Origin of the sequence: Dyella jiangningensis (genome assembly GCF_003264855.1) — a bacterium.
Taxonomy (GTDB): Bacteria; Pseudomonadota; Gammaproteobacteria; order Xanthomonadales; family Rhodanobacteraceae; genus Dyella; species Dyella jiangningensis_C.
The window spans coordinates 1,057,015-1,065,816 of sequence record NZ_NFZS01000004.1 but is presented as its reverse complement, the minus strand read 5'-3'; the positions used below and the strand labels follow the sequence as shown (position 1 = coordinate 1,065,816).

The 8,802-nt window shown below is 61.4% G+C and carries 17 protein-coding genes; 15 read left to right on the top strand and 2 right to left on the bottom strand.

The features are described 5' to 3' along the window. Window positions 1-243: 243 nt before the first annotated feature. The 14 genes from CA260_RS20980 (at window position 244) to CA260_RS17330 (ending at window position 7,357) form a co-directional block, all read left to right on the top strand. Window positions 244-744, top strand: coding sequence for a hypothetical protein (locus CA260_RS20980; protein ID WP_146745370.1), 501 nt, complete (start codon window positions 244-246; stop codon window positions 742-744). 73 nt (window positions 745-817) lie between these two features. Further along, complete coding sequence (locus CA260_RS17390) at window positions 818-1,021, top strand: helix-turn-helix transcriptional regulator (protein ID WP_111984262.1); 204 nt, start codon at window positions 818-820, stop codon at window positions 1,019-1,021. Further along, entirely contained in the window at window positions 1,018-1,227 is a 210-nt protein-coding gene (locus CA260_RS20975) for a hypothetical protein (RefSeq protein ID WP_146745369.1), read from the top strand. The genes CA260_RS17390 and CA260_RS20975 overlap by 4 nt, the downstream gene beginning before the upstream one ends. After that, window positions 1,224-1,904: a tail assembly protein gene (locus CA260_RS17385; protein ID WP_191983777.1), complete on the top strand. Its 681-nt coding sequence runs from the start codon at window positions 1,224-1,226 to the stop codon at window positions 1,902-1,904. Before CA260_RS20975 ends, CA260_RS17385 begins: the two co-directional genes overlap by 4 nt. A 271-nt stretch (window positions 1,905-2,175) precedes the next feature. Beyond that, window positions 2,176-2,478, top strand: coding sequence for a hypothetical protein (locus CA260_RS17380; RefSeq protein WP_111984261.1), 303 nt, complete (start codon window positions 2,176-2,178; stop codon window positions 2,476-2,478). Continuing rightward, a complete protein-coding gene (locus CA260_RS17375; protein ID WP_111984260.1) occupies window positions 2,475-2,771 on the top strand; it encodes a hypothetical protein in 297 nt (98 codons plus the stop codon). Before CA260_RS17380 ends, CA260_RS17375 begins: the two co-directional genes overlap by 4 nt. After that, window positions 2,768-3,025 (top strand): hypothetical protein, encoded by a 258-nt coding sequence (locus CA260_RS17370; RefSeq protein ID WP_111984259.1) that lies wholly within the window; start codon window positions 2,768-2,770, stop codon window positions 3,023-3,025. Before CA260_RS17375 ends, CA260_RS17370 begins: the two co-directional genes overlap by 4 nt. Then, window positions 3,022-3,270, top strand: coding sequence for a hypothetical protein (locus CA260_RS17365; RefSeq protein WP_111984258.1), 249 nt, complete (start codon window positions 3,022-3,024; stop codon window positions 3,268-3,270). The genes CA260_RS17370 and CA260_RS17365 overlap by 4 nt, the downstream gene beginning before the upstream one ends. Beyond that, window positions 3,267-4,160 (top strand): toprim domain-containing protein, encoded by an 894-nt coding sequence (locus tag CA260_RS17360; RefSeq protein WP_111984257.1) that lies wholly within the window; start codon window positions 3,267-3,269, stop codon window positions 4,158-4,160. The genes CA260_RS17365 and CA260_RS17360 overlap by 4 nt, the downstream gene beginning before the upstream one ends. Continuing rightward, on the top strand, window positions 4,157-5,395 hold the full coding sequence (locus CA260_RS17355; RefSeq protein ID WP_111984256.1) for an AAA family ATPase: 1,239 nt from the start codon (window positions 4,157-4,159) through the stop codon (window positions 5,393-5,395). The genes CA260_RS17360 and CA260_RS17355 overlap by 4 nt, the downstream gene beginning before the upstream one ends. Window positions 5,396-5,576: 181 nt before the next feature. Next, complete coding sequence (locus CA260_RS17345) at window positions 5,577-5,828, top strand: helix-turn-helix domain-containing protein (protein WP_111984254.1); 252 nt, start codon at window positions 5,577-5,579, stop codon at window positions 5,826-5,828. Between the two features lie 115 nt (window positions 5,829-5,943). After that, on the top strand, window positions 5,944-6,303 hold the full coding sequence (locus CA260_RS17340; protein WP_111984253.1) for a hypothetical protein: 360 nt from the start codon (window positions 5,944-5,946) through the stop codon (window positions 6,301-6,303). Beyond that, window positions 6,293-6,859, top strand: a complete 567-nt coding sequence (locus tag CA260_RS17335; protein WP_111984252.1) for a hypothetical protein — start codon at window positions 6,293-6,295, stop codon at window positions 6,857-6,859. The genes CA260_RS17340 and CA260_RS17335 overlap by 11 nt, the downstream gene beginning before the upstream one ends. Before the next feature lie 3 nt (window positions 6,860-6,862). Further along, window positions 6,863-7,357, top strand: a complete 495-nt coding sequence (locus CA260_RS17330) for a hypothetical protein (RefSeq protein ID WP_111984251.1) — start codon at window positions 6,863-6,865, stop codon at window positions 7,355-7,357. A 110-nt stretch (window positions 7,358-7,467) separates the two neighbouring features. On the opposite strand, the gene CA260_RS17325 is transcribed toward CA260_RS17330, so the two are convergent. Then, the gene (locus CA260_RS17325) at window positions 7,468-7,698 is read right to left on the bottom strand and encodes a helix-turn-helix transcriptional regulator (RefSeq protein WP_111984250.1); all 231 of its coding nucleotides are present in this window, start codon (window positions 7,696-7,698) and stop codon (window positions 7,468-7,470) included. 68 nt (window positions 7,699-7,766) lie between these two features. Between CA260_RS17325 and CA260_RS17320 the strand changes: the two genes are divergently transcribed. Further along, window positions 7,767-7,973 (top strand): hypothetical protein, encoded by a 207-nt coding sequence (locus CA260_RS17320; protein WP_111984249.1) that lies wholly within the window; start codon window positions 7,767-7,769, stop codon window positions 7,971-7,973. A gap of 346 nt (window positions 7,974-8,319) precedes the next feature. On the opposite strand, the gene CA260_RS17315 is transcribed toward CA260_RS17320, so the two are convergent. Then, entirely contained in the window at window positions 8,320-8,466 is a 147-nt protein-coding gene (locus CA260_RS17315) for a multidrug transporter (RefSeq protein ID WP_111984248.1), read from the bottom strand. Window positions 8,467-8,802 lie beyond the last annotated feature (336 nt).

The following is an 8,802-nucleotide window of genomic DNA, read 5'->3' as shown; positions in this document are numbered from 1 at the left end:
TCACCTAAATGGTATAGGCGCGAGACCGAGTCGGCGTCGAGGTACGCTGCCAGCCAATCGCAACTGCAACGCGTACGGGTGCGTTGCAGAACGTGCCTGGGAAACGTTGGTGCTGCTAGGCGCATGCTTCAGATTGATAACCGCAGTAGCATGGGCTCGCCACGGCTAGGCCGGCCAGCCGAAAGCGGGAAACCTTCACCCGTTGCCGTGGCTTCCTTCGAAGGGCGCAGCGAAGGTGCGCATATGGTTTCCGATACCGCAGATTTTCCACTTGATCCAGATGAGCTGCAGAAGCTCTGGGCTGATGTGCGGCCGTATATGAACATCGATGGCACGCAGGTGACTGCGAACGCGCTGTCGGGCGATGATCTGCCAGCGGCATCTTCGTACCTTTATTGGCTCCGTCGTCAACTGACGGCAAACGAGCCGATATCAGAGGAAGTGCGGGCGTTCACAGTGAGTGCTCTAGATAGACACGCTGCTGGCGGCGTCACGTTGGGCCAAGCGTTTGGCCTCGAACGAGCGAAGAGGGGTAACAAGCCTTCGAGAGCTGGTGGCGCGCAGGCCGTGATTGGCCTTATCGCTGCGCTTCACGAAAGATACGGGTACCCATTGGGTGAGTCGGCAGCAAAGCCGTCCGCCTTTGAGGTGGCTTCACAGCTGCTGCGCGTGCATTTTCGATTTGACCGAAGCGCATACACGCTGCGCGATCAATACTGGTCCAAACGATACAAGGGAGATTAGACCCAAACCCTCTGTTTTGCTCGGCCAATATCCTGGATAGTTTGCGCGTCACCACAACACACGGTGACGTGCAATGCAGCTTCACGACATTCCATCTACCGGCTACCTGCGCCAGGCGCAGCTCGTCGGTTCCATCCTACCCATCGGAGCGACCACGCTCTGGCGCTGGGTCAAGGAAGGCAAATTCCCCAAGCCCATCAAGCTTTCCGATCGCGTCACAGCCTGGCGTGCTGAGGATGTGCGCGCCTGGCTGGCAGAGCCGAAGGGTGATGCATGAGCCGGCTCGATCGTCGTCACTGCCTTGGCTGCGAAAAGCGGATCCGCAACCACCACGCCGCCATGACGGTCACCCACACGTCCGGCAGCTTGGTAACCGAGTACACCATCTGTGCGCCATGCGTCGCCCGCACCCTTCGCGATGAAGGGTTCGCCAGCGAGCTCAATGCCCGCGCCGAAAAAATGCCGGCGAGGGTCGCCGCATGACGACGCCGACCGAAATCAAATTGGTAGGCACGCTGGGCAAACGTTACGGACGCTCTCACCAGGTGCATCTGGATACGAAGTGCACGGCCGAGGCCATGCGATGGATCCTGGCCAACTTTCCCGGTGCCCGAGACTACTTCGCCACGGCGCACCAAAAGGGCCTGACGTTTGCTGTCTTCCGTGGTCGCGGCCAACACAAGGAAAACATCGGCCGCGATCAACTGAATGAGCCCGCAGGCGATTGCATCACCATTGCACCTGTGCTGATGGGTTCGAAGAGCGGTCTACTCCAAACGGTCCTGGGAGTTGCCTTGATCGTCGCTGGCGCAGCTATCTCGGCCTCCAGCTGGGGACTGGCGGCGCCGGTCGGAGGGGCAGTCACAAGCCTAGGCATCGGCATGGTCGCCGGCGGCATCGTTCAGATGCTTTCACCGCAGGCCAAGCTGCAGAAGAACGCCGACAGCGCCGACAACCAGGCCAGCTACGTCTTCAATGGGCCCGTGAACACCACGGCTCAGGGCAATCCGGTGCCAGTGGTCTATGGCCGCATGATCGTCGGCTCGGCCGTTATCTCCGCCGGCATGGAGGCCGATGACTACAGCCCGGCCACCAACGGCGTGGGCGCCGGCACCGCTGGTGGCAGTGGTCTCAAGACTCCGTACGACGAGGTGCCCTAACCATGCACCTCTTGACTGCCGACCAAGGCCGGGCGCATATTCCAGCCGTCGCCGCAAAATCGGCGACCGGGCGTGGAAACCCGAGTAACTCAAGGCGCAACGGCGCCGCAACGGCGCTTTTTTGTTGCGTCATGCCCAGCTTTTATGGCGGGCGTGTCGGGCAGGCTTCGGCCTGGCCGGGTTCCTTGAGTCCCGGTTTTCCACCCCGGCACGTCCGTCGCCTCTGTGTGGAAACGGCTGGCGGCGGATCCCAACACTCAAGGATCCCGTCATGACGAAGCACACCCAAGTCACGTCTATCGCGCACGCGCGCATCCGTGCCGCCACCAAGCGGCTATCCAAGGCCATTCCTGCCAGCACCGTCGATCGTTTGGTGGACGAGCTGGCCAAATTGTGGCCTGACGTCACCGCCTGCACCCCGCCGGCGCCTCCTGTTCGTGCGGGCGGTTCCTTGGTCAGCGAGGCCCGGGTGTGCCAGTTGCTTGCGCTCATGGCCGCGCAAGAGCCTGTGAAGACTCGGCCCAATCTCCGGCTCGTCGCTGCGCGCGGCAATTCACTGGAGATCTGCGCATGAACACCGTTGCTCAGGTTACCCCCATCGGAACGCAGGCCGTGCAACACCGGCTGCTCAAGATCAACGGCGAGTACAGCATCGGAGCGAGGACCACGAACGCCTCAATGGCGAGCGATGCGAACTGCCTCCTTGAGGCGGCTATTGGCACGGCGAACGTCATCGCCGAAGGCCTTTCGACTGAGGGAGGCGGAATTCGCGAATGTCCCGGGGACATTGCCGCTTGTCTCTGGGGACTTGTCTACCAGCTGCAGATGATCCAAGGGATCGTCAATGCGTTGGAGGTGAAGCCATGATGCGCGATAAAGGCCCCATCACCTTCGGTAGCGGCTTCTACGACATTCCCGCTGCAGACGGGAACGTGTTCGAAGTGAAAGAGAGCGTCCCCGCCGACTTGGTGGTTGCGCTGGCGCTTCGCACTCTTGAGTCACTCATCGGTATGGCGAGGGATGGTGCTCAGGACGGTATCGAGACCGACCGTGCATGCGGCATGGAAATGCTGCTGGAGATGGTGCGCGGCCTGGTCGGCAGCCTGGAGGGCCAGGTATGAGCAGTCACACCCGCCGATTCCTCATCCACGATTCCGAAGCGACGCAGGCGTCGAACACAGCCGGAAAGCGACTTGACCTGCTCGACGCCATCGACGATCGCATTCACAAGGCCATGGCGATCATCGACCTGATCGGCTCGGCAAAGACGTCGAACCTGGCGGAGGAGACGCTTCCAGCCGCCTGCTGGGCCGCCCGCTCCCTGATGAAAGAAGTGACCGAGCTGCTGGCGGAGGTCGGTGTATGACCAACGTACTCGCTTCGGTTATCGACGTGCTCCCTGCGAACGGCGTGGCGCCGGCAGACCCTTCGCGGATTCGGCCTGACGGCGTGCTATGCCGCTTCGACTCCGAAGACGACAAGAGGGGCAAGCGCAACGTCTGGTGCGTGGTCTTCTCCGATGGTCCGCGGCCGGTGGTCGCCTTTGGCCATTGGGCCCGAGACATCCGCGAAACGGTGGTGCTGGGCTCTAGCGATCCCATGACGCCGGCAGAGCGCGAGAAGCAGCGCATCGCGATCGAGCAGGCTAAGGCGGCCCGTGATGCACAGGTGCGACACCAGCAAGAGCTCGCGAAGCGTGAGGCCAATGCTCAATGGCAAGAGTCGCTGCCGGCGAACGAACATCACCCCTACCTCCAGAGAAAGGGCATCACACCCGCTGGCGCTCGTGAACGTTGCGGTTTCCTGCTGGTCCCGCTCCGCGACGACAAAGGGCGCATCTGCAATCTTCAGAGGATCCGCGCCGACGGTCAGAAGCGCTTCCTGCGTGGCGGACGCGTCCAGGGCCTCTACGCCTGCCTTGGCGGCCCTGTGGCCGATCACATCATCGTCTGCGAAGGGTGGGCCACCGGAAAGAGTCTGCATGACGCTACAGGCCTTCCGGTGGCCATCGCCTTCTCTGCTGGAAACCTGGTGGCGATCTCCCAAACGATGCGCGGCAAGTACCCGACGGCCCGCATCACGGTCGCCGCAGACAACGACCTGAAGCCCGATGGCAGTAACCCTGGCCTACGCGCCGCGACGGCCGCTGCGCGCGCCGTGGATGGCTACGTAGCCGTGCCGCCGATAGCGGGCGACTTCAACGACTACGCCGCACATGGCGGCGCTGACACATTTCGTGAGGCAAGCAACGCATGACGAATAACGCAAGCCAGGTGGTAAAGGCGATCGATGAAGCGCGCCGGGCAGTTGTTGGCGCCTCGATCATCCCGTTGGCTACGGTGAGTCCGCAGCCGATCGAATGGCTTTGGCGGCCACATTTCGCGCTGGGAAAGCTCAGCGTGCTTGCCGGCCACCCGGGCCTGGGCAAATCCCTCGTGACCATGGATATGGCCGCCCACGTATCTACCGGGCGGAAGTGGGTAGACGGCTCCCACTGCCCGAAGGGATCGGTGGTGCTGGTCTCGGGTGAGGATGACCCTGGCGACACATTGAGGCCGCGTTTGGACGCCGCTGGCGCGGACGTGAACAAGGTGTACTACCTCAAGGCGGTGTGCGACATGGAAGGCGAGCGTGGGTTCACCCTGGCCGATGTGCCGGCACTCACGAGCATGCTCGGGCGCTTGAAAGATTGCCGCCTGATCATCATCGACCCAGTGAGCGCCTACTTGGCCGGCACGGACAGCCACAATAATGCCGAGGTCCGCGCGCTGCTGGCGCCGCTCGCACAAATGGCCGGCGACCACAGAGTGTCGGTCATCTGCGTCAGCCATCTGAACAAGGCGCAGGGCGAAGCGATCGGGCGCGTAACTGGCTCACTGGCCTTTGTTGCTGCCGCACGTTCGGCTTACGTCGTCTCTCGATGCAAGGATGATCCGAAGCGACGGTTAATGACGCCCCTGAAGAACAACCTGGGCGCTGACCTTGCTGGCGCTTCCTATCGGATCGGTGAGACCATCATGGATGGCCTGGGTGGCGTTCCCTTTGTGACGTGGGATCTGGACCCGGTGAATATCTCCGCTGATGAAGCGCTGGCGCCTACGACTGGCCACGAGTCCACTGTGGCGGATGCCATCGAATTCCTACGCGACATTCTCCGCGATGGCCCGGTGAAGGTGAACGAGGTGAAGGCCGAGGCCAATGCTGCGGGTCTCTCTCCGCGCACTATCGAACGGGCAAAAGCGGAGCTGCCTGTCATCGCGCAGCGCTTCACCGAAGGCAACAATGGAAGGGGCTACTGGACATGGAAGCTAGGGGAAGCCAGTAAGGCCGCCACTAGTAAGGCCGCCAACCCTGCCATACAAACTGGCGGTCTTACGGAAGATGGCTCAACCATGCGGGTTCCTGAGGACACTGGTGGCGTAAGGCCGCCAACTTCTGGATTGGCGGACTTACCCGAAAAACAGGGTGCCAGAGAGACCTTCCGATTATGAGCGCCTGCCTGGTTCTTCTCATCCTGCAGAGCGTCGGAGCCACCGTCCGAAGGGATGGCTCCGGTCTGGCCATCGATGCTCCATCGGGGACCATCACGCCCGACATTCAGGCGGCGGTAGTCCATTGCCGTGACGAGCTGCTGGCAATCCTTCCGCCGGTTGGCGATGGCGAGGTGGCGGCATGACGACGCCCATGGAAACGAAGGCGTCGCTGCTGGCGGCGGAACTCACCGCTCAAGGAAGGGAGGTGACACCGGATCTGCGTGTGCAGCCCGATGTAGCAGCGACAATCATTGGAGTATCCGTTGGCACGCTGAGGAACTGGCGGAACGCTGAAATGGGGCCGGACTACTTCAAGGCGGGCCGGATCTGGTATTCGATCGTGGATCTGCTTCGATGGATTGAGTCCCGGCGGCAGAGCTGCGATAGCTAAAAGTCACGGAACGTCACGAACTGTCACGTGACAGCCACGCACTGTCACGCCGTGACATCGCCGCTGCATGCGGCTATTCCGAGAATGCACACACCATCCGAGCAGAGGAGGTTGTGTGAAGAACTACTTGAAATTACATCGGCTCGCGTTTCGCAAGCGTGCCGCCGGTGCGGCTGTGCGAGATGCCGCCGATACCGTTCGCGATCTACAGGGACAGATCCGCGATAAAGAGCGACATATGAAGTCGTTTATGGAAGCGCGGATTGACAAGCGCGAAGCGGAGAATGGGCGGCGAAGCCTCAAAATTCTCGAGGCCGAGCTAGAGCGCCTTATCGCAGTGCGCGATATCGCATCCGAAGAGCTGTCGCGGCTGAAAGCGGCATTCGACAGCGACGCCACAACTTTTCGTCGGCTTCACGACTACCTAGCTGAACACCGTGAACTCATCCCCGAGGGCATCCCCAATGGTCTATAAGTCCAGAATCGCAACGGAAGCCCAGGGCATTGCCTCAGGGGTAAGTGCCTCAATTGACACCTTGCGCGAAAAGATCGACGAGATCCGCGAACGCGTGTCCGGCCTCAAAAGCGAGCGTGTGCAGGTTGAGCAGAGCTCGATCAGCAAGGGGGAGGCCATGGCTCGCCTTGACGAGTGGCTGGCTGATCTCAGAGAACGTGGCCGAATCGCGACACAGTGCTTGATGTCCCGAGATCGATCGACTCCAGTGATCATCCACGATGCCAATATCTCGGAGGCCCGTCGCACAGTGGACATGCGAGATGCGAGCTCCGCTCTCGTCTTCCTGTTCCATGATTCCGTTCGGAAGACCTTGGCCGCCGAGGTCGAAACGTTGTACGCCGACGAAACGGATGCGGTCGAATCAAAGGCCTACGACAAGCGACTCTCCGATCTTGACCGCGACCTGCTGGCGCTGGAGATGGAGGAGGAGCGCCTAATCAGCTATGCCGAGAACGCCGGCGTAATCATCCATCGTAGGGCCGACGCTGACCCGCGCGTGCTGCTGGAGGACTGAGCAATGAAGAACCCTCTTATCGACCGCGTCGCGGCTTCCCTTGGAATCAAGAAGAAAGAGCCTGTAGTCCGAATGGCTGATGCTGCCGGTCTGCTCGTCCCGCCGAACCACCCCGTTCTCAAGACACTTCTGCCCGCGCTAGCCAGCTCCAAACTCTCCGTGCCGGTGCGTTGCGCGATCATGGCCGCGCCTCCGCTATCTATCCAGGGGGTGCCCGAACGACTCGCGCATGCGGCCAAGATTGAAGGCATGTGCTTCGCTGCGGCTAAGAGTAGCGGGCACGATTTGCTCAACCGCCTCGCTGTCGGATACGTCATGGCTGGCGCCACGCCGGACCATGTGAGGCGTGACCTGACCGACTTCCTGGTCGACATCGAAGGTGCCGCGATTAGCACTGCACACCCACAGAGTGCTGGCGCCGGAGTCCAATGGGCCAGCACTGTCGAGCGTTTCAAGGCAGCCCAGGCAGCAAAGCCGGAAGGCGAAGCCAAGGCCTAGTTAGTTGGTGCGCTATGGGGAAAGCTAGAGGACCAGCCGGCGGTGTCCACCAATAACACCGGCAGCCGCGCACACCTCGCCTCCTGGTGGGGCGCGGCATTTCTTCGCCGTTACTTACTGGGTCCATGGATGAATGAGCCGAGTGAGCGCGCCAGGGATTGATCTCTTTCGTCCACCTTGCGCTGAATCCATCCTTCTATTTCCGACTCTAGCCAGACCGAGGTGGCCCCGAGCTTGACTTGGGCTGGAAATGCGCCGTGCGCGATGCGCTTGTAGATGGCGGCACGGCTCAGGCTCGTCATCTGTTTAACCTGGTCGAGCTTGATGAATCGCTTGGTCATTGGTGTTCCTTGCTCTTGTGGTTCGGCCGTCGGACTATGACTCGTAGAAGAGAAGGGGAATCTCGCGCATGGACCTGCTCGCGGCGGCATTGCTGGTGCGCCCGTACCGCCCACGCCCGGAATGGATGGAGGATCTGAATCTATGGTGGGCCGCTGTAATGGCCGCCTTCCTACTGGTCTCCGCTGGCGCGGCCGCGTGGCGTGCATTGCAACGCAGAAAGCAGGAGAAGCATGCCGCCCTCGATCGCGTGCGCGCACGGCAGCGTAAGCGTTGACCTATCGCGGCTTCCCTGACCCGTTTGTCTCGCGGCGGCGCCCTCGGGTTTTGATTCAGGCAAGGCGCGGCCGGGTCTCATTTCGTCGGGGCCCCTGAGCAGTTTGATGGGTTGGGGGTAATTCGGACCCCGATCGCGCGCTATTTATGAAATTTTTTGGGAGGGGCGGTGGTTGTTTCGTTGTGGGCGGATTTGATCAGTACAGTAATTCGTCAAAGCTAGGCGCCAAGCCATCTAGCGAGCTTCGTAGGTCCTAAGGCGATCGGCCGGATACACCAACCTAGGCGTCCTTGCGACATGCATGCCCAATGCCCGGGGGGCTGCGCTCCCCGGGCTAAGCGTCGCGCTACTTTTTGGGCTTGCTAGGCGGCTTTGGGGCAGGTTTGTTGTGTTCTTTCTCGGTCGTCCCAGGGTGCTTCTTGGCATAGCCCTCGGTTACGAACTGACCTGTGCCGGCGTCGCGATAGTTGGGTGGTCCCTTCTTGCTGGTCATGGCGGTCCCCTCCTGAGCCCGAAATGGGCAGCGGGAAATATTTCCCGTGGGTACGCTGGAATCAATGTGCTGATGGTGAGAGGCCGGGTTGCATCGGCTTCGGTCAGCTAGTGCGCAGCCATGGCCTGGCGGAATAGGTCCGTCCAGTGACGGTAACTATGGCGGTAGGTCCCGAGGGCTTGGTCATGAAACCGCTTTCTAATAAGCAGCTTGCGTGACATTTTCTATGCCTGCTGCCGCACCATTCTCGCGACATCCCTGTCTATCCACCGGACCGCAGCACGCGGTCAGGGCGGCGTTGCCGGTCGCCGGACCGGCTCGCCTCCGGCCGTTCGC

What these genes read in the sequence shown, in the direction of transcription:
- CA260_RS20980 (WP_146745370.1), top strand. Translation starts at nt 244, where the DNA reads ATGGTTTCCGATACCGCAGATTTTCCACTTGATCCAGATGAGCTGCAG.
- CA260_RS17390 (WP_111984262.1), top strand. Translation starts at nt 818, where the DNA reads ATGCAGCTTCACGACATTCCATCTACCGGCTACCTGCGCCAGGCGCAG.
- CA260_RS20975 (WP_146745369.1), top strand. Translation starts at nt 1,018, where the DNA reads ATGAGCCGGCTCGATCGTCGTCACTGCCTTGGCTGCGAAAAGCGGATC.
- CA260_RS17385 (WP_191983777.1), top strand. Translation starts at nt 1,224, where the DNA reads ATGACGACGCCGACCGAAATCAAATTGGTAGGCACGCTGGGCAAACGT.
- CA260_RS17380 (WP_111984261.1), top strand. Translation starts at nt 2,176, where the DNA reads ATGACGAAGCACACCCAAGTCACGTCTATCGCGCACGCGCGCATCCGT.
- CA260_RS17375 (WP_111984260.1), top strand. Translation starts at nt 2,475, where the DNA reads ATGAACACCGTTGCTCAGGTTACCCCCATCGGAACGCAGGCCGTGCAA.
- CA260_RS17370 (WP_111984259.1), top strand. Translation starts at nt 2,768, where the DNA reads ATGATGCGCGATAAAGGCCCCATCACCTTCGGTAGCGGCTTCTACGAC.
- CA260_RS17365 (WP_111984258.1), top strand. Translation starts at nt 3,022, where the DNA reads ATGAGCAGTCACACCCGCCGATTCCTCATCCACGATTCCGAAGCGACG.
- CA260_RS17360 (WP_111984257.1), top strand. Translation starts at nt 3,267, where the DNA reads ATGACCAACGTACTCGCTTCGGTTATCGACGTGCTCCCTGCGAACGGC.
- CA260_RS17355 (WP_111984256.1), top strand. Translation starts at nt 4,157, where the DNA reads ATGACGAATAACGCAAGCCAGGTGGTAAAGGCGATCGATGAAGCGCGC.
- CA260_RS17345 (WP_111984254.1), top strand. Translation starts at nt 5,577, where the DNA reads ATGACGACGCCCATGGAAACGAAGGCGTCGCTGCTGGCGGCGGAACTC.
- CA260_RS17335 (WP_111984252.1), top strand. Translation starts at nt 6,293, where the DNA reads ATGGTCTATAAGTCCAGAATCGCAACGGAAGCCCAGGGCATTGCCTCA.
- CA260_RS17330 (WP_111984251.1), top strand. Translation starts at nt 6,863, where the DNA reads ATGAAGAACCCTCTTATCGACCGCGTCGCGGCTTCCCTTGGAATCAAG.
- CA260_RS17325 (WP_111984250.1), bottom strand. Translation starts at nt 7,698, where the DNA reads ATGACCAAGCGATTCATCAAGCTCGACCAGGTTAAACAGATGACGAGC.
- CA260_RS17320 (WP_111984249.1), top strand. Translation starts at nt 7,767, where the DNA reads ATGGACCTGCTCGCGGCGGCATTGCTGGTGCGCCCGTACCGCCCACGC.
- CA260_RS17315 (WP_111984248.1), bottom strand. Translation starts at nt 8,466, where the DNA reads ATGACCAGCAAGAAGGGACCACCCAACTATCGCGACGCCGGCACAGGT.